The sequence below is a fragment of the Caulobacter sp. FWC26 genome, assembly GCF_002742645.2.
GTDB lineage: Bacteria > Pseudomonadota > Alphaproteobacteria > Caulobacterales > Caulobacteraceae > Caulobacter.
Genome location: NZ_CP033875.1, coordinates 1,503,470 through 1,520,528, shown reverse-complemented (window position 1 = coordinate 1,520,528; position 17,059 = coordinate 1,503,470). Strand labels below are relative to the sequence as shown.

Here is a 17,059-nt window from a genome sequence, read left to right as displayed (position 1 = left end):
CCCTTGTCTGAGCTGCACCGGCAAATCGAAGGCGAACAGTGGGTAGGAGCGGAAATGAATGGCTCTCTTCTGTTTCGCTTTCCACCGGGCTTCCCGATCGCCGACGTTGAAGCTCTCGGGGCCAGGCTGGCTGCGACCGGCGGCGTTACGCCTGGGTTCACGCCGGCATCTGTCGGCATGCTGGATTATCGAGCGATCCTCTACATGCGGGAAATGGAGGGTTGGCAGTTCCAGATGCTCCCCGACCGCAACCTTGTCACTCGGTTAGCTGCCATTGCCCAGCATGGCGCTCCAGCTAAGGACGACAAGCCTACGCGCCTTGCAGTGGACTTGATGGCGTTTTGCCAGGCCATGGATATTCAAGTTGAACCCTCCATTGCCTATCACGAGCTGGCCCATCGCGAGAGCAACGCCACTGCGCACGAGGAACTTCGCTGGTTTCGCCCGGCCGATCACAACAACGTCCAGGCCTGGATTGATCTTGCTATGGGGCGGCGGCAGAGACTGGAGCTTGGTAAACCCACGTCTGCCGAAGACATCGATTTGGCGTTGCCGCTTAGGCGCTGGCGACGCAACTACATTGCCGCCCTGAAAGTCGCCGAGCTAGGGCTGTCAGACCGCGCGCCCGCCGATAGGGCGAGGGAGCTGATGCGTTGGATGTTCGAGGATTTCATGCTTGCCGGATCGGCGTTAGCGTTCGCCCTCTACTACTTCGCCCCCCATGGCCCGAAAGGCGGGCTAATGAAGGGCCTGCGCGGCCGCAATCGTGAGGATGCGATTGCCGGTGTTCGCAACGCTGCCTGGGACATCACCCAGCTTAGTGATTTTGTTCAAAGGGTCAGCCAAAGCGAGCAAGCCAAGACCCGGTACTTCTTCGCTACGGCGGACGAGGGGCTGGCCCATATCGCGCCAGCGGTCATGAGCGACACCGAGAAGCTTGAGGGCGCGGTGTGGCTTGGCGTGTGTTCCGGCTTGCAAAACTAACCCCCTTCTCGGGGAGATAGGCGTCCAAAGTTGACCCCCTATCCTTGAGGCTTTGATGGCCAGATCGGCGGCTTGTGGAGCTGCGGATCGAGACAGGGATGTTGGTATTGGAGACGGTGGCGAAGATCCGGCGCGAGCATTTCGCGCGGGGTAAGGGCGTGAAGACGATCGCGCGGGAGATGGGCCTGGCGCGCAACACGGTGCGCAAGGTCTTGAGATCGGGAGAGACCTCTCTGGTCTACGAGCGGCGCGAGCAGCCGCACCCCAAGCTTGGGACCTTCATCGAGCGCCTGGAGGGCATGTTGGAGGCCAATGCCTCGGGCCCTCGTAAAGACCGGCTGACGCTGACACGGATCGCCGACCTACTAAGTCGTGAGGGATACGACGGTAGCTATGATGCGGTTCGGCGCTACGCGAGCCGCTGGGCTGATCAGCGCCGGGGCGTCAGCTCGCCGGTCGAGGCCTTCGTGCCCCTGAGCTTCGCGCCGGGCGACGCCTACCAGTTCGACTGGAGCCACGACCAGGTGGAGATCGGCGGCACGCCGCTGACGGTGAAGGTGGCCCACCTGCGGCTCAGCCACAGCCGCCGCTTCTACATCCGGGCCTATCCGCGCGAGACCCAGGAGATGGTGTTCGACGCCCATGCCCGGGCCTTCGCGCTGTTTGGCGGTGTCACCCGGCGGGGCATCTACGACAACATGAAGACCGCCGTGGAGGCGGTGTTCGCCGGCAAGACCCGGCGCTTCAACCGGCGCTTCGAGCAGATGTGCTCCCACTACCTGATCGAGCCTGTGGCCTGCACCCCGGCCTCGGGCTGGGAGAAGGGCCAGGTGGAGAACCAGGTCGGCTACGCCCGCGACAACATCTTCAAGCCGCGCCCTCGGTTCAGGACCCTGGAGGAGCTGAACGGCTGGCTGGAAGCCGAGTGCGAGCGCCGGGCCCGCAACGACCGTCACCCCGAGTATCGCGACCGCACAGTCCAGGAGGTGTTCGAGGCTGAGCGGCCGTTCCTGGCGCCGTTCGTAGGGCCCTTCGACGGCTTCCACCAGGTCGAGGCCGTCGCCCAGGCCACCTGCCTGATCAACTTCGACCGCAACCGCTACTCGGTGGAGGCCAGGGCGGCGCGCCGGGCGGTGCAGATCCGAGCCTATGCCGACCGGGTCATGGTCCTGTGCGACGGCGAGGTCGTGGCCGATCATCCCCGCGGCTTTGGGCGCGACCACACCGTCTATGACCCCTGGCACTATCTGCCTGTCCTGGCACGCAAGCCTGGGGCGCTGCGCAACGGCGCGCCGTTCCAGGACTGGTCTCTGCCGCCCGCCCTGACCCGGCTGCGCAAGCGACTGGGCTCGGGCGACGAGGCCGATCGGCGCTTCGTTCGGGTGCTGGCCAGCGTCCTCGACGACGGCCTGGACGCCGTGGACGACGCGGTCCGCGAGGCCCTCGACGCCGGCGCCGCCAGTGACGAGGTGATCCTCAACATCCTGGCCCGACGGCGCGAACCGCCCAGGCCCGAGGCGATCACCACGTCACAGGCCTTGGCCTTGCGTCATCCGCCGATCGCCGACTGCGCCCGCTACGACCTGCTGCGAGGTCCCCGTGCAGCGGCATGAGATGATCGAGGCCCTGGGTCAGCTGGGCCTGAAGGGCATGGCCGCCGCGTTCGACGACGCGGTGACCACGGGCCTGCAGCGCAACCGCACCGCCTTGGAGATGCTGGCCGACCTGCTCAAGGCCGAGACCGCGCACCGCCAGGCCGCCTCCATCCGCTACCGGATCACCGCCGCCAAGCTGCCGGCGATGAAGGATCTGGCGCGCTTCACCTTCGACGGCTCGCCGATCAATGAGGGCCTGGTCCGCGCCCTGCACAGCGGCTCGTTCCTGGCCGATCACCGCAACATCGTCCTGGTCGGCGGCACGGGCACCGGCAAGACCCACCTGGCCATCGCCATCACCGCCAACGTCGTGCGGGCCGGCGCCCGTGGCCGCTACTTCAACACCGTCGATCTGGTGAACCGCCTTGAGGACGAGGCCCGGCGCGGCAAGACCGGCGCCTTGGCCGCCCAGCTCTCACGTCTGGACGTCGTGGTGCTCGACGAGCTGGGCTACCTGCCGTTCGCCCAGTCCGGCGGCCAGCGCCTGTTCCACCTGATCAGCAAGCTCTACGAGCGCACCTCGGTGATCATCACCACCAACCTGACCTTCGGGGAGTGGCCCACCGTCTTCGGCGACGCCAAGATGACCACGGCGCTGCTCGACCGCCTGACTCATCACTGCGACATCGTCGAGACCGGCAATGACAGCTGGCGGCTCAGGAACCGCGCCTGACCGGCGCGCCCAGCGTCATCCACAACTTGTTCAACCTCCCCCAGACCCCCTCCGGGCAGCTGAAAGATCAGTGGCTCACTAGGCGGCGACGCGCTGCGCTAGCTGACCGCTACGCGCCTCGCCGCCGGTCCGGGAACAGAGCGTAGAGGGGTCAACTTTGGACGCATATTGGGGGTCAGCTTTGGACGCCGTTTGACACCTTGGCGATCTCCTCACGCCCCATTGGGGCAAAAAATCGGCCGCTGGTCTTGTGTCAACGTACCACGGCTACCTTGGCCGACAGAACGATCCAGCTAGGCCACCGCCCGATCCGCGTCCCGATTTCATTTCCATCAGCATCGACGAGGGGGAAGCGCGAGTTCGGGCGTGGGAGGTGCCCGCGAAAACCTAGCCCGCCCTCCGCGCACTACGAGCGCCTTCCGCCCAGCCTCCCTCGCCGCGCTCCATGCGGCCTCTTCCCCGCGAAGGCGGAGCTCCGCTTGCACACCCGCTGTTCCCCACGAGGCAGGGTTTCAGGGGGCGCCCGAAACCCGAAGCCGATGGCAGCATCCTGATTGTCGTCATCCAAGCCCTCAGGCGCTGAGCCATCGGCGTGGGTGGAAAGCCCTGGGGGCATCTAGCTTGCTGCGGGAAATGGACGTTGAAACGATTCGACGTCGGGTCCGCTTACGAAACGAAGGCCGATATCTGTTTCAACAAGTGGGACCTGAAGTAGGGCCGATGCTGATCGGCGGAAATTTTCACCCGAAAAACAATGACTTATTCGAGGTGTTGGCGGAGACGGAGGGATTCGAACCCTCGATACCCTTTTGAGGTATGCCGCTTTAGCAAAGCGGTGCCTTCAGCCTCTCGGCCACGTCTCCTCCTGAGAGGGAGCGGTTCGATAGCGTGTTCGGTTCGCGATGACAACGGCGGATGTCGGAAAATTCCGATGTTAACGCCACGCTCAGATGGGGCCGCTAGGCTGAACGCGGTTTTTTCAATGACGAGCCCTGTGCGTACCGTGTCTTCCCCCGTCTCCACCGTCGAAAACCTGGCCTTCGGCGTCGCGCCGGAGTCGGCTTCGCCGTTCACCGGTGGCGCGGCGAACGGGCCTGGACCGGGGCCGGCCAAGCGAGGTCCGTTCCGCCCGGGTCGTCTGGTGCCATCGCGGGCCAGACTTGAGACACGGCTCCTCGCGCGCGCCGCGCGGGGGCTGGACGTCGTGCTCGCTGCGGGCTTGGGGGGCGCGATCACCGTGGCGGGTCATCCGGTCGCCGCCGGCGTGTGGGCCGTCACGACCCTGATCGGCCTGAGACTCCTCGACACCTACGCCTTTCCGCGCAAGCAGTCTTTAGCCGCGCACATGGCGCGGGCTGGACTAGCCTTGGGCGTCAGCCTCCTGATCGCGACGGGTCTCGTCGTCGTCTCCGGACGGTCGGAGCCCACCGCTGTCTGGGCGCTGTTGGCGGCCACCGGAGCTTTGAGCGTATCACATCTGGCGTGGTGGACAGTCATCGCGCGCGGCCGCGCGCAAGGTCGCCTGACGCCGAACATCGTCGTGGTCGGCGCAACCAAGAACGCCGAGCGCCTCATCGAGGCGGCGATGCGCACCGGCGAGGTCAATGTGCTGGGCGTCTTCGACGATCGGCTGGACCGCGCGCCCGAGAACATCCTGGGGGTTCCTGTCCTGGGCGACACATCCGCCCTGCTCGACCATCGGATCATGCCCTATGTCGACCGGATCGTGATCGCCGTGGCCTCGACCGCCCAGGCGCGCGTGCGCCAGCTGGTCGAGAAACTGGACGTTCTGCCCAACCCGCTTCACCTGTTCATCGACGTTGGCGGCGTGGTTGAAGACGACGCCGCGCTCGCCCGCATCGCCGCAGGTAGCGACAGCCCGCTGTCCGGTTCGCCCGCCTCGGCCCGCCGGGCGCTGCTCAAGCGCGCCCAGGACCTGATCGTCGCCAGCCTGGGCCTGCTGGTGGCCGGTCCAATCATGCTGGTTGTCGCCTTGGCCGTGAAGCTGGACAGTCCTGGCCCGATCTTCTTCCGTCAGCGTCGCCACGGCTTCAACAACGAGGTCATCCTCGTGTGGAAGTTCCGCTCGATGCGCCACGACATGGCCGACGCCTGCGCCACGCGCCAGGTCACCTATGGAGACGAGCGCGTCACCCGTCTGGGCCGCTTCATCCGCAAGACCAGCCTCGACGAACTGCCGCAGTTGTTCAACGTGCTGAAGGGCGAGATGTCGATCGTCGGCCCCCGCCCGCACGCTATCGGTATGAAGACCGGCGGCGTGGAGTCGGCCAAGCTGGTCGCTCAGTACGCCCATCGCCACCGCATCAAGCCCGGACTGACGGGCTGGGCGGCCATCAAGGGCTCGCGAGGCCCTGTCGACACGCCCGAAAGCGTCCGCCTGCGCGTGGCGCTGGACGTGGAGTATATCGAGCGCCAGTCGCTGTGGCTGGACCTCTACATTATCGCCATGACCATCCCCTGCCTGCTGGGGGATCGGTCCGCCGTGCGCTAGGCCGCCCGGCATGTTCTGGCGTGGCGTCCTCGGCTACCTGCCGGTCAATATCGTTCAGGGCGTGGTGGGCCTTCTCACCATCGTCCTGTTCACGCGACTGCTCGATCCGGCCCAGTACGGCGTCTACGCCTTGGCGTTCTCGGTCTTCAGCCTAACCCAGACGGCCCTGCTGACCTGGACCGAGGCGGCCATGGCCCGGTTTCTGGCGACGCGCGCCGAGGATGGCCGGATCGCCGACCACTTCGCCACCCTCTATCGCCTTTGGCTGGGCGCCGCCCTGGCCGTTCCGGTGATCGGCGGCGCCGTTCTCACCCTGGCGCCCATGGGACAGCCCTTGCGGATCGCGCTGGCGGCCGGCTTCGCCGCCGTGCTCGTCAACAGCCTGGCGAAGCTGGCGCAGGAGCGTCGCCGCGCGGCGGGCGAGGTTTCAAGCGCGGCCTTGCTGTCGATGGTCCAGACCGCCGGCGGGTTCGCCCTGGGCCTGGGCTTCGCGCTTACAGGCCTGGGCGGCGCGGCGCCGCTGCTTGGCATCGGGGTCGTCTCGCTCGTCTGCGTCGCCATGGTGCTCCCGCGCGAACTGAGGTTCATGGCCGGCGGACGCTTCGACAAGGCGCTGGCGCGGAGCTACTTCATCTACGGGGCGCCCGTGGCGCTGTCGCTGATCCTGGCCCTGGTGCTGGCCAGCACCGACCGCCTGCTGCTGGCGGCCTTCCTCGACGAGGCGACCGTCGGCGTCTACCACGCCGGCTATTCGCTCGGCAGCCGCACCCTTGATGTCGTCTTTATCTGGCTGGGCATGGCCGGTGGGCCGGCGTTGATCCAGGCGTTGGAGCGCGGCGGACAGCCGGCCCTGGAAGACGCGGCGCGCGAACAGGCCGGCGTCATGGCCCTGCTCACCCTGCCCGCCGCCGTCGGCCTGGCGCTGGTCGCCCGCCCCCTGGCGGACCTGATGGTCGGCGAAGTCATGCGGGCGCAAGCCAGCCATGTCACCCCCTGGATCGCCGCTAGCGGCTGGCTGTCGGGCGTGACGACCTACTATCTCCTGCAAGCCTTCACCCTGGCCCGCCGCACGCCGCTGCTGATCGTCAGCATGAGCGCGCCGGCGCTGGCCAACGTGGCGCTCAACCTCGTTCTGATCCCTCGCCTGGGACTGGACGGCGCGCTAATCGCCACGACGGTCAGCTACGGGCTGGGCGCGGTCGCCGCCTGGGCGCTGGGCCGCCGCGCCTGTCCCCTCCCCATCCCGTGGGACGTGTTGTTCAAGGCGGGCGGCGCGAGCCTGGTCATGGCCGCCTGTGTCTGGGCGCTTCCGTCACCGGGCGGTCTGCTGGAACTGGTCCTGAAGGCCGGTGTCGGAGCCGCTGTTTACGGCGCCCTGGTGCTGGGTCTCGATGTCGCGGGTTTGCGCGGCAAGCTTTCCCTGATCCTCCGTCGAAAGGCGCAAGCCGCATGAACGCGCCCATGAACGCGCTACGCCTGGAGAACGCCGCCTGGGCCGACGCCCAGCCTCGGCTCTCGGTGTTGATCCCCACCTTCCGCGACGATCCCTGCGCGCTGCTGAAGGCGCTGGACCAGGCCCTCGCCCCGGTGGAGGTCGTGCTGCTGGACGATGGTGGCGGCGACGATGTCCTGGCCGAACGGATCGCGCGCCGGATCGAGCGGATGCGGGTTCCGGCCTGCTTTATCCGGCTGGCGCGTAACGAAGGCCGCGCCCGAGGCCGAAATCGCCTGGCCTCGCAGGCGCGCGGCGCGCACCTGCTGTTCCTCGACAGCGACATGCTGCCCGACACGCCCGACTTCCTGGAGCGCTGGACGGCGGTTGCCGACAGCGGCGCAGCGGTGGCGTTCGGCGGGTTCACGCTCGACCAGACACCCCCGCGCCCCGAGCACGCCCTGCACCGGGCCATGGCTCTGAAGAGCGACTGCACGCCCGCGCCCGAGCGCGCCAAGGCGCCGGAGAAACACGTCTTCACCTCGAACCTGCTGGTACATCGCGACGTGTTCGAGACCATCGGCTTCGACGAGGGCTTTTCGGGCTGGGGCTGGGAGGATGTCGAGTGGGCCATGCGGGTCGCGCGCCAGCATCCCATTCTGCATATCGACAACACCGCCACCCATCTGGGCTTGGACCCCGCGCCGGTCATGGCCGCCAAGTACGAGCAGTCGGCCGCCAACTTCGCGCGGGTGGTCGCCAGCCATCGAGAGGTCGTCCGCGCCTATCCCAGCTACAAGGTCGCCAAGCTCCTGAAGTCGGTTCCGCTGCACGGTGTATGGCGGCCGATGCTGAAACAGATGGCGCTCTCGGAGGCCGCGCCCGTCTCCCTCCGCGCTTTCGCCATGCGGCTCTATCGCGCGGCGCTCTACAGCGAGGCCGTCTGATGCAGGTGGAGTTCGAGAAGGTTGACGCCTACGAGCCCGACCGCAGCCTGAAGGGCAAGCTGCGTCGTCGTCTGATCCGACTGGCTCATCGTCGCCCGGCCCGGGTGGCGCTGGAGCGGCCGATGGTGTCGTTCAGCTTCGACGATGCGCCCGCCACCGCCTGCGAGGCGGGCGCCAGGGCGTTGGAAACCCGGGGCCTGCGCGGCACCTACTATTTCGCCGCCGGCCTGGCCGGGCGCGACGGGCCCATGGGCCGGTTCGCCACGGGCGAGGACGCCCGACGCCTGTATCAGGCCGGCCACGAGATCGCCTGCCACACCTACTCCCACCTCGACTGCGGCCAGTCCAGCCGCGCGACCACTCTGCAGGACGTGGACCGCAACGCCGAAAGCCTGGCGGCCTGGGGGGCCGGGGAGCCGGTCAGCTTCGCCTACCCTTATGGCGATGTCGCCTCCCCCGCCAAGACGGCGCTGAGCGGGCGGTTCAAGACACTGCGCGCTCTGCATCACGGGCTGATCACGGACGGCGCCGACCTCAACCAGGCCCCGGCGGTCGGCATCGAGGGCGAGGCCGGTGAAGCCGTCGCCGGCGCCTGGCTCGACAAGGCCAAGACCCGCAAGGCCTGGCTGATCCTCTACACGCATGACGTGGCTGAGCAGCCCTCGCAGTGGGGATGCACGACGGCGGCGCTGGAGCGCCTGATCGACCGTGCCGTCGCCGATGGCTTCGATGTCGTGACAGTCGCTGAGGGCGCTCGCCGGATCGGACTCTAAGCGTCGTCCTGCGCGCGGTCGGAGAAGGCCAGCTTGGCCGCCAGCGAGACGAACAGCACCCAGCGGAAGTCGTTATACACCACGGCGATGCTCTCGGTCAGGCTGACCAGCGTGAAGACCACCAGGAACGGGAAGGCCAGCATCGCGCCGCGTTCGCGGTAGACCGCCACCAGCGCCAGCGACATGGTCTGCAGATAGAAAAGGCCCCAGGCGCCGAGGCCGAACAGGCCGATGCCGATCCACTGCTCGATCCAAGAGTTGTGGGCGTGCTGGGGAATGAACTTGGCGTCGTTGACGATCCAGGCCAGAGGCCCCCAGCCCGACTTGTCGCTCCAGACGGCGGCGTAGCCGTAGCCCTGCCAGGGGCGTTGTTCGATCTGGCGCATAGCGGCGGTCCAGATCTCGGTGCGGCCGGTCAGCGTGGCGTCCTTGCCGAGGATGGAGAAGAAGACGTCCGAAGCCAGCAGCAGGAACATCCCCAGAAGCAGCGCGCCCGTCACCCCCGCCCAGGTCGCCGCCGCGCCGTAGGCGGGTCCGCGCTGGACGATCCACACGAAACCCAGCGCCATCAGGCCCAGCATCAATGAGGCCAGCGCTGTCTTGGATTGCGACATCAGCACAAGGCCCAGCGCGAGGAAGGCGAACGGCAGGAACAGCTTGGCGGTGGATGGATTGAGCAAGGCCGTGGCGCCGAGCAGGCAGACCCCCAGGGCCATCAGGCCGCCCAGGGAGTTCTTTTCCATCCAGAGGCCTCGCCAGGCGCCCGGAAAGAGCTCGGTCATCACCCCGATGGACGGGACGGCCAGGCAGACGACATAGCTGGCGACGATCAGGATGCAGAAGACGATCGCATAGACCCGCGCCAGCTCCGCCCAGCGGAACCGGGCGGCCAGCGCCAGCCCCGACAGCGTGGTGCAGCCGACCGCGAAGCCCCGTCGGATCGAGACGTCCGGCTGGATCGACCAGTAGATCGAGGCGGCGATGACGCCCATCAGAAGGATCAGAAAGGGCTGCCGAACGGTGACCCGGATCATGTTCCACGGCCGGCCCATGATCAGCAGAAACGCTAGGCCATAGGCCGGCAGAAAGGCCACCCGGAGCAGGCCAGACGCCGATTCGTCAGCCTTCTCGCCAAACAGCGGAAGCTGCCAGCCGGCGCTGTAGATCAGCAGCATGACCACCGCCGCCATGACCGTCAGCAGCGAGGGCGAAACCGCTTGGGGCCGCGCGGCGCTCCAGCCGACCGGGGCGGGCGCATAGGTCACGGCAGGATCGCCTTCAGGAACGCCGGCGGCTGCAACGAGACCTTGTTGAAAAACAGCCCCGCGCACCGCCCTCCGGCCGCCGTGATGGCGTCGCGCAGCAAGGCTGGCTGCCGCACGTCGGGCTGGTCGGCCGAGACGACCAGAACCGTCAGGTCCATATGGCGGGCGATCGTCGGGCCGGCCGGGGACCGGTCGACCGACGGGCAATCCACGACGATGATCTCGGCGTGCTTGCGCAGGGCCTTCCAATAGTCCGGCGAAGGGATCAGGTGCGCCTGCTGACGGCCCCGCAAGGCCTCGCGGTTGAACCGCGCGACCCACAGGCGCGGGCCGCCGACGCTGTGGCCAACCAGATACTTCGCATCGGGCCACACCCCGCCCTCGGGGCGCGGCGCGGGCGGCTGCACGGTGAAGGGGGCCGAATCGTCCGGCGAGGCCGCCACGGGCGGGCCCAGCGGGCCATAGCGCTGGGGATCGGCCGCCAGGGCGCGATACTGACTAGGCTCAACCAGATCAAGGTCGACCAGCCACGTCTTGCGACCGGCCCTTCGTGAGGCGAAGCGCGCGAATTCCCGGGCGACCGTCGAGGTCCCCTCTCCGCGCCGCGCCGCCACGAACTGAACGACGTGCGGACGGCCGGCCGGGGGCGCGCCCAGCGCGCTCCACAACTCCGTCATCTCGACGTTCAAATCCACCATCTACCGAATCGCTACGCGGCCAGGACTTCGCAAGTTGCGATATTAACCCTACGGGCGAAAGGCGACGAAAGCGCTCACCGTTTGACGGCGGCCGTGGCCAGCACGGGCATGCCCAGAGTGCGCGAAGCCGAGGCTGGCGTCTGGAGCCCCGGCCGCAGGAACATCCGCACTAGGCCCGCGCAGAAGGCTGTGAAGGCCGCGAACATGATCGCCAGGGCCAGAACCGGCTTTTTCAGGCTCTTGCCGATCGACGGCGCGACGGCGCGCTGGACGATGCGGATGTTGTCGCTGCTCTCGGCCGACATCTGGCGCTGGGCCTCATCCTGCTGCTCTTTGACCGTGAAATCGCGGACGTTCGAGGACAGCACGTCACGGTCGCGCGACAGCTCGTTGAACTGCGGCTCCAGTTGCGCCAGACGCAGCAGGCGCGAATTCACGTCCGTCACCTGTTGGGCGTAGGCGGCCTGCGACTGCTGCAGCGCCGCAACTTCGGCCCGCAGGTCGTTTCGGGTGGTGGCCAGGGTCTGCCAGATCGGGTTCGGACCGCTGCGGCGCGCACCTTCGCCCGCAGTGCGGCCGGCGGCCAACCCCGCCTCAAGCTGGGCAATCTGGGCGTTGATGTCGATCACCGGCTGAGCATTGGGCGTGTAGCGCGACAGCAGCCCCTCGCGGTCCAGCTTCAGTTGGGCCAGCTTTGTGGAGGCCGACATATCGGTGTCGCGGTAGAGGATGGTCTCGGCCGGCGTGCGCGCCAGCTCAGCCTCCACGGCCGCCAAGCGTCCCATGCGATCCTGAAGTTGCGCGTCGACCGAGTATTTCTGCTGCTCCACCTGGGCCTGCAGCTGGGTCAACGCGGTCTTTTGGGCGGTGAAGTCGCCGATATCGTTGGTGGTCAGGAACGACTGATAGGCCGCGTCAGCGTCCGACAGCTTCTGCGAGAAGATGTCGCGCTGGCGTTGCAGCACCCGGTTGTCGCCGCCGATCAGCAGCGTGCGACGATAGATCAGGTACTCCTCAAGCAGGGTATTGAGGACCTTCTCCGCCATTTCCGGGTCTTGATGCTTGTAGGCCAGACGGATGATCGAGTTATCCGGCGCGGTCTCGATCTTCATGCTCTTGGCGATCGAGTCGCGACCTTCGGCGATCAGCTTGCGCTTCCCCTCCGGCGTCGCGGCCGCGTACTTGGCGGCGGCGTTCGGGAAGATGTTGCCAAAGCCGATCTTGCGGATGACCCGCTCACGTAGCTCGCCACTGCCCAGAATCTCCGCCTCGGACTGGATCACCTCGTCGGTATTGGGCACCGCGCCGCGCCCGGCGTCGCCGGCGCGGGGCTCGTAGACATATTCCTGGCCCAGCCGCACGAAGAGGCTGGACTGAGCCTCGTAGCTCTTCTTCAGGCTCAGCGCGAAGCCGACGCCGGCCAAGGTGATCACCAGGAACACCGCCAGCATCAGGAAACGCTCGCGCCACAGCAGGGTGACGAAGTCGCTCGGGGCGTAGCGCGCCCGCGCGCCCGCGCTTCCCCCCGCCATGGGCGGCGGAGAGTCGTGCGGCACGCTGATCCAGGCGCTCGTCGACATGCGAATCCGGGCGATCTAACTTGTCTCGCACCCTGGGGCTGGCGGTCTTAAGGGTTCGTTACCCATTCCTGTTAAGACTTGCCGCATGCAGAGCCGCACGCATCTCACGACGGCCTTGACCGTGGTCCTGTTGGCCGGCGGGTTGACCGCGTGCGGCCATCTCGACGCAGAGCCGATCACGCCCGCGCCCCGGCCGACCGCAAGCTTTTCCAACATCGGCTATGCGGACTGGAGCGAGGAAGAGCCCGATTATCGCTTCTATCCGGGCGACGAGATCGAGATGACCGTGCCCTCGGCGCCGGAGCTCAACAAGAGCGCCACCGTACAGCCCGACGGCAGGATCACCGTGCCTCTGGTCGCGCCGGTCATGGCTGCGGACCGCACGATCGGCGAACTGCAGAGCTCGCTGAGCCAGGCCTATGCCGGCACGCTGCTGCGGCCTCAGGTTCAGATTTCAGTGAAGGCGACGGCGCCGCTCAAGGTGTTCGTCGGCGGCGAGGTCGGAAACCCCGGCGTCTACGACATGGCCGGCGACGGGGACGCCTTGCGCGCCATCATCCAGGCGGGCGGCTTCAAGACCAGCGCCAAGCGCAATCAGGTGATCATCATTCGCCGCGGCCCCGACGGGCGGGCGATGATGCGGACGGCCGACCTGCTGAAGGGTCTGACCAGCCCGGGCGGCGCGGACCTGGTGCCGCTGCGCCGCTTCGACATCGTCTACGTGCCGCGCAGCGGCGCGGCGGAGACGGGCCTGTTCATGCAGCAGTACTTCCGCGACCTGCTGCCGGTCAGCTTCAGCTACGCGATCAACGGCAACATCCGTTAGGACGTCGCGGCAACGAGGCGACGTGAGCCTGGCGACCCAGGCTCAGCCGTGGGCCAACCACTCGCGCGCCTGACGCTGGGCTTCGGCGACGTCTTCGCTGGCCATCTCCTGCGAGAGTTCCTTGCGATAGACCTTGGCCTCGATCGAACCGCGCATGGCGGCCAGGTTGAACAGCATGTGGGCCGACACATAGTCCAGCGGCGCGCCGCCCTGACCGGTCGAATACAGCAGGCCCATGCGGAACAGTTCGTCGCCGGTGGATTCGGCGGTGGGCAACGGCAGCGTGGAAACGACGGCCGGCGGTTCGTTCATCAACATCATGGCACATCTCCTCTCTCGGGCTGGCCCCGCCGTTCTGGCGGATCAGAGCCTGAGAGAAGAAAAGTCCACCGCCACTGAACATATAGTTAAGCGGCGAAACATCATGAAAATTATGTCGAATACACTGGTTATTAGCGGTGATTACTGGACGTAAACCCCAGTATACAGCGCGTTAACGCCCTCCTCCGGCCAAACAGGACTCTGCGAGCGTCTTCCGCAGCCTTTCCAGAGGCTTGCCGCCCGCCGGAGCGCAGTTCCGACCGCAATTTGAAGCCCTTCTGAACGGCTTCACGCGCGCCGACGCGCTCGAACCACACCTTCAGGTGCAGGAACTCTCCCAGGATGATGCCCTGATTTTTCCGAGCCGCAATCCAGAGCCAGATCATGAAGTCGGCGATGGACAATTGGCCGCAGATGAACTTGCGACCGTCGAGGCGCTTGCTCAGCACCGCGTACAGCCGATGGGTCTGACCGGCCATCGGCCGAAGCCCGCCCGCACGCCAAGAGGGCGACAGGGCAAATCGCTGACAAGCCCATTCAGGCTGGGTTCAGCCAGAGCCGCTCATCGTGCGTTCCAAGGTCGAGGGAAGTTTTTGGCGCCGCCCCCGGGTGTTCGCCCGACCACAAGGAGAAGACGAGATGAAACGTCTGCTGCTGACGATCGCCGCCGCAGCCTCGGTTGCCGGCCCCATGGCGCTGACCGCCACCGAGGCCGCCGCTCAGGACCGTGGCCGCTGGGAACACCGTGACCGCGAGCGCGATTGGGACCGCAACTGGGATCGAGGCCGTGACCATGACCGAGGCGGCTGGGATCGCGACCGCCGTGGCGGCTGGGATCGCGGCGACCGCTGGGATCGCGGCCGTCATAACGGCTACTACTACAATAGCCGCTGGTACTACGGCCCGCCGCCGGTGGCCTACTATGGGCATCCCGGCTATCGCCCCGGTTACAGCGCCTGGCGTCGCGGCGCCTATCTGCCGAGCTACTATCGCGGGCACGGCTACGTCGTGAACGACTACTACCGCTACGACCTGCGCTCGCCGCCGCGCGGCTACTATTGGTACCGCACGGGCAATGACTACGTGCTCGCGGCGATCGCGACGGGCCTGATCTTCGACGTCATCGCCAACCGCTAGACCTCAAAGCGTTTACGGGCCTTTCGACGGCGTCCTGGGCTTTGCCTGGGGCGCCGTTTTACCGCCATCCGCGCCGCATCAGCGTCCCGGATGCGGCGTCATGGCCCGAATCCGAGGTTATTTCGACCGTATTGCCCCGCCAGCGTAGGCCTTGCGTCACACATCGACGCTGCAGCAACACGGTCACGCCCATGAACACCCTGCGCGCCGCCACCGCCGCCCTGACCCTGGCCACCCTGGCCTATGCCGGCTCGGCGCTGGCTCAGACGTCTCCCCAGACGACCACGCCATCCACGACGCCCCTGCCGTCTATGACGACTCCGCCGGCCTCGACGACGCTCCCGGCGTCACCCGACGCACCCGCCCCGCCGGAGACCGCCGCCCCCGCAGACTCGGCCGCAACGCCCAGTTCGACCACCGCACCGGTGGCTGAGGATCAGACAACGACTCCCTCGCCCGGCGATCTCGCCGGCAAGAAGGCCAAAAAGCCCAAGAAGGCCGGCAGCACCCCCGCAACCACGCCACCCGAAGCGCCGCAAACTCCGCAGTAATCGAAACCGTTCGCATCAACGAAGAAGGGCCCGCAGCTAACGCTGCGGGCCCTCGTCCGTTTCGCAGTGGTCGGGCGCCTATTCGACGCCGAGCTTCTTGCGCAGCAGTTCGTTGACCGTGCCGGGGTTGGCCTTGCCGCCGGTGGCTTTCATGACCTGGCCGACGAACCAGCCCAGCGCCTGCGGCTTTTCCTTCACCGCCTCGGCCTTGTCAGGATTGGCGGCGATCAGATCGTCGATGGCCTTTTCGATGGCGCCGGTGTCGTTGATCTGCACCAGGCCGCGCTTCTCGACGATCTCGGCGGGGCGGCCTTCGCCAGCCCACATGTGCTCGAAGACCTCCTTGGCGATCTTCGACGAGATGGTGCCGTTCTCGATCAGCTCGACCAACTGGGCGATGTCGGTGTGCGGCAGGGGCGAGTCACTGAACGAGGTCCCGGCCGCCGACAGCTTGGCCAGCAGTTCGTTGGTCACCCAGTTGGCCACCAGCTTGGCGTCACGCCCCTTGGCGGCGGCCTCGAAGTAGTCAGCGCGGTCGGCGTCGATGATCAGCACGCCGGCGTCATAGGCCGACAGGCCGTACTGGCTCTGCAGGCGCGCCTTCTTGGCGTCCGGCAGCTCCGGCAGGGTCTCTTCGATCGATTTCACCCAGGCCGAGTCGAGCACCAGCGGCAGCAGGTCCGGATCGGGGAAGTAGCGGTAGTCGTGCGCCTCTTCCTTGCTGCGCATCGAGCGCGTCTCGCCCTTGTTCGGGTCGAACAGGCGGGTCTCCTGGTCGACCTTCCCGCCGTCTTCGAGAATCTCGATCTGGCGACGGGCTTCGTACTCGATCGCCTGCTGGATGTAGCGATACGAGTTGACGTTCTTGATCTCGCAGCGCGTGCCCAGGTGCTTGAAGTCACCCGTGGCGCGGAACTTCTCGTAGTCGCCCGGACGGCAGACCGAGACGTTCACGTCGGCGCGCAGGTTGCCCTTCTCCATGTCACCGTCGCAGGTGCCGAGATACACAAGGATCGTCCGCAACTTCTTCACATAGGCGGCGGCCTCTTCGGAGGTGCGCATGTCGGGCTTGGAGACGATCTCCATCAGCGCGGTGCCGGCGCGGTTCAGATCCACGTAGGTCGCGTTGGGATCCTGATCGTGCAGCGACTTGCCGGCGTCCTGCTCCAGGTGCAGGCGCTCGATGCGGACGTCGAAGGTCGTGCCGTCGTCACGCTCGACAGTCACGACGCCCTCGCCGACGATCGGCTGGTCGAACTGGCTGATCTGATAGCCTTGCGGCAGGTCGGGATAGAAGTAGTTCTTCCGGTCGAAGCGGCTCTTGAGGTTGATCTGCGCGCGCAGGCCCAGGCCCGTCTTTACCGCCTGCTCGACGCAGAACCGATTCAGCACCGGCAACATGCCCGGCATGGCCGCGTCCACGAGGCTCACCTGCTCGTTCGGCCCCGCGCCGAAACCGACGGCGGCGCCCGAGAAGAGCTTGGACTTGCTGGCGACCTGGGCGTGCACCTCTAGACCGAGGACCATTTCCCAGGGGCCGGTGCGGCCTTGGATCTGTTTGGATTCTTGCGTCATGGCGGTCTCTCTACATCAAGCAAGGGCGCGCGGAAAAGCTCTCGCGGCACGGGCGTGCACTCTTCCGCAAGGCCTTGGCGCCGCCCGTCGCGCAGACAGGCCACACTCCGCCGCTACGCGGCGGGCCTCT

Annotated in this window: 14 protein-coding genes, 1 tRNA gene and 2 pseudogenes; 10 read left to right on the top strand and 7 right to left on the bottom strand. The window is 66.9% G+C overall.

Translation table 11 applies throughout. The features are described 5' to 3' along the window. Nucleotides 1-3 precede the first annotated feature (3 nt). The 3 genes from CSW63_RS08655 to istB all read left to right on the top strand — a co-directional run bounded on the left by CSW63_RS08655 (nucleotide 4) and on the right by istB (nucleotide 3,312). On the top strand, nucleotides 4-984 hold the full coding sequence (locus tag CSW63_RS08655) for a hypothetical protein (RefSeq protein WP_127846954.1): 981 nt from the start codon (nucleotides 4-6) through the stop codon (nucleotides 982-984). A gap of 98 nt (nucleotides 985-1,082) precedes the next feature. Beyond that, complete coding sequence (istA, locus tag CSW63_RS08650; RefSeq protein ID WP_066684306.1) at nucleotides 1,083-2,597, top strand: IS21 family transposase; 1,515 nt, start codon at nucleotides 1,083-1,085, stop codon at nucleotides 2,595-2,597. Continuing rightward, nucleotides 2,584-3,312 (top strand): IS21-like element helper ATPase IstB, encoded by a 729-nt coding sequence (gene istB, locus CSW63_RS08645; protein WP_066684304.1) that lies wholly within the window; start codon nucleotides 2,584-2,586, stop codon nucleotides 3,310-3,312. Before istA ends, istB begins: the two co-directional genes overlap by 14 nt. Nucleotides 3,313-4,084: 772 nt before the next feature. Here istB and CSW63_RS08640 read toward each other — a convergent pair. Next, nucleotides 4,085-4,175: transfer RNA gene (locus CSW63_RS08640), tRNA-Ser, on the bottom strand. A gap of 140 nt (nucleotides 4,176-4,315) precedes the next feature. Here CSW63_RS08640 and CSW63_RS08635 point away from each other — a divergent pair. Genes CSW63_RS08635 through CSW63_RS08620 form a run of 4 tightly spaced genes read left to right on the top strand, consistent with a single transcriptional unit; the run spans nucleotide 4,316 to nucleotide 8,976 of the window. Beyond that, nucleotides 4,316-5,824, top strand: coding sequence for an exopolysaccharide biosynthesis polyprenyl glycosylphosphotransferase (locus tag CSW63_RS08635; protein ID WP_099504025.1), 1,509 nt, complete (start codon nucleotides 4,316-4,318; stop codon nucleotides 5,822-5,824). 10 nt (nucleotides 5,825-5,834) lie between these two features. Next, nucleotides 5,835-7,277 (top strand): lipopolysaccharide biosynthesis protein, encoded by a 1,443-nt coding sequence (locus tag CSW63_RS08630; protein WP_062098725.1) that lies wholly within the window; start codon nucleotides 5,835-5,837, stop codon nucleotides 7,275-7,277. Further along, nucleotides 7,274-8,203, top strand: a complete 930-nt coding sequence (locus CSW63_RS08625) for a glycosyltransferase family A protein (RefSeq protein ID WP_062098723.1) — start codon at nucleotides 7,274-7,276, stop codon at nucleotides 8,201-8,203. Before CSW63_RS08630 ends, CSW63_RS08625 begins: the two co-directional genes overlap by 4 nt. After that, complete coding sequence (locus tag CSW63_RS08620) at nucleotides 8,203-8,976, top strand: polysaccharide deacetylase family protein (protein WP_062098722.1); 774 nt, start codon at nucleotides 8,203-8,205, stop codon at nucleotides 8,974-8,976. Before CSW63_RS08625 ends, CSW63_RS08620 begins: the two co-directional genes overlap by 1 nt. Here the strand turns inward: CSW63_RS08620 and CSW63_RS08615 are convergent. The 3 genes and pseudogenes from CSW63_RS08615 to CSW63_RS08605 all read right to left on the bottom strand — a co-directional run bounded on the left by CSW63_RS08615 (nucleotide 8,973) and on the right by CSW63_RS08605 (nucleotide 12,519). Then, the gene (locus CSW63_RS08615; protein ID WP_062098720.1) at nucleotides 8,973-10,241 is read right to left on the bottom strand and encodes an O-antigen ligase; all 1,269 of its coding nucleotides are present in this window, start codon (nucleotides 10,239-10,241) and stop codon (nucleotides 8,973-8,975) included. The genes CSW63_RS08620 and CSW63_RS08615 overlap by 4 nt on opposite strands. Next, nucleotides 10,238-10,939: a hypothetical protein gene (locus CSW63_RS08610; protein WP_062098718.1), complete on the bottom strand. Its 702-nt coding sequence runs from the start codon at nucleotides 10,937-10,939 to the stop codon at nucleotides 10,238-10,240. Before CSW63_RS08610 ends, CSW63_RS08615 begins: the two co-directional genes overlap by 4 nt. A 48-nt stretch (nucleotides 10,940-10,987) precedes the next feature. After that, nucleotides 10,988-12,519 (bottom strand): annotated as a pseudogene (locus CSW63_RS08605) (Wzz/FepE/Etk N-terminal domain-containing protein). An 85-nt stretch (nucleotides 12,520-12,604) separates the two neighbouring features. Here CSW63_RS08605 and CSW63_RS08600 point away from each other — a divergent pair. Beyond that, nucleotides 12,605-13,345, top strand: coding sequence for a polysaccharide biosynthesis/export family protein (locus CSW63_RS08600; RefSeq protein WP_062098714.1), 741 nt, complete (start codon nucleotides 12,605-12,607; stop codon nucleotides 13,343-13,345). 42 nt (nucleotides 13,346-13,387) lie between these two features. Here CSW63_RS08600 and CSW63_RS08595 read toward each other — a convergent pair whose 3' ends face one another. Next, nucleotides 13,388-13,666 (bottom strand): sel1 repeat family protein, encoded by a 279-nt coding sequence (locus CSW63_RS08595; RefSeq protein WP_062098712.1) that lies wholly within the window; start codon nucleotides 13,664-13,666, stop codon nucleotides 13,388-13,390. A gap of 131 nt (nucleotides 13,667-13,797) precedes the next feature. Beyond that, nucleotides 13,798-14,169 (bottom strand): annotated as a pseudogene (locus CSW63_RS08590) (hypothetical protein); the annotation flags it as partial. 136 nt (nucleotides 14,170-14,305) lie between these two features. Here CSW63_RS08590 and CSW63_RS08585 point away from each other — a divergent pair. Both CSW63_RS08585 and CSW63_RS08580 read left to right on the top strand, forming a co-directional pair. Beyond that, on the top strand, nucleotides 14,306-14,803 hold the full coding sequence (locus tag CSW63_RS08585) for an RcnB family protein (RefSeq protein WP_168193628.1): 498 nt from the start codon (nucleotides 14,306-14,308) through the stop codon (nucleotides 14,801-14,803). 191 nt (nucleotides 14,804-14,994) lie between these two features. Then, the gene (locus CSW63_RS08580) at nucleotides 14,995-15,354 is read left to right on the top strand and encodes a hypothetical protein (protein ID WP_062098707.1); all 360 of its coding nucleotides are present in this window, start codon (nucleotides 14,995-14,997) and stop codon (nucleotides 15,352-15,354) included. Nucleotides 15,355-15,432: 78 nt separating this feature from the next. On the opposite strand, the gene gatB is transcribed toward CSW63_RS08580, so the two are convergent. After that, complete coding sequence (gene gatB / locus CSW63_RS08575; protein WP_062098701.1) at nucleotides 15,433-16,929, bottom strand: Asp-tRNA(Asn)/Glu-tRNA(Gln) amidotransferase subunit GatB; 1,497 nt, start codon at nucleotides 16,927-16,929, stop codon at nucleotides 15,433-15,435. Nucleotides 16,930-17,059: the final 130 nt, after the last annotated feature.

Excerpts from the sequence above, each read along its gene's own strand:
- CSW63_RS08620 (WP_062098722.1), top strand. The coding sequence starts at position 8,203 with ATGCAGGTGGAGTTCGAGAAGGTTGACGCCTACGAGCCCGACCGCAGC.
- CSW63_RS08600 (WP_062098714.1), top strand. The coding sequence starts at position 12,605 with ATGCAGAGCCGCACGCATCTCACGACGGCCTTGACCGTGGTCCTGTTG.
- CSW63_RS08610 (WP_062098718.1), bottom strand. The coding sequence starts at position 10,939 with ATGGTGGATTTGAACGTCGAGATGACGGAGTTGTGGAGCGCGCTGGGC.
- CSW63_RS08595 (WP_062098712.1), bottom strand. The coding sequence starts at position 13,666 with ATGATGTTGATGAACGAACCGCCGGCCGTCGTTTCCACGCTGCCGTTG.
- CSW63_RS08580 (WP_062098707.1), top strand. The coding sequence starts at position 14,995 with ATGAACACCCTGCGCGCCGCCACCGCCGCCCTGACCCTGGCCACCCTG.
- CSW63_RS08585 (WP_168193628.1), top strand. The coding sequence starts at position 14,306 with ATGAAACGTCTGCTGCTGACGATCGCCGCCGCAGCCTCGGTTGCCGGC.
- gatB (WP_062098701.1), bottom strand. The coding sequence starts at position 16,929 with ATGACGCAAGAATCCAAACAGATCCAAGGCCGCACCGGCCCCTGGGAA.
- CSW63_RS08625 (WP_062098723.1), top strand. The coding sequence starts at position 7,274 with ATGAACGCGCCCATGAACGCGCTACGCCTGGAGAACGCCGCCTGGGCC.
- CSW63_RS08630 (WP_062098725.1), top strand. The coding sequence starts at position 5,835 with ATGTTCTGGCGTGGCGTCCTCGGCTACCTGCCGGTCAATATCGTTCAG.
- istA (WP_066684306.1), top strand. The coding sequence starts at position 1,083 with ATGTTGGTATTGGAGACGGTGGCGAAGATCCGGCGCGAGCATTTCGCG.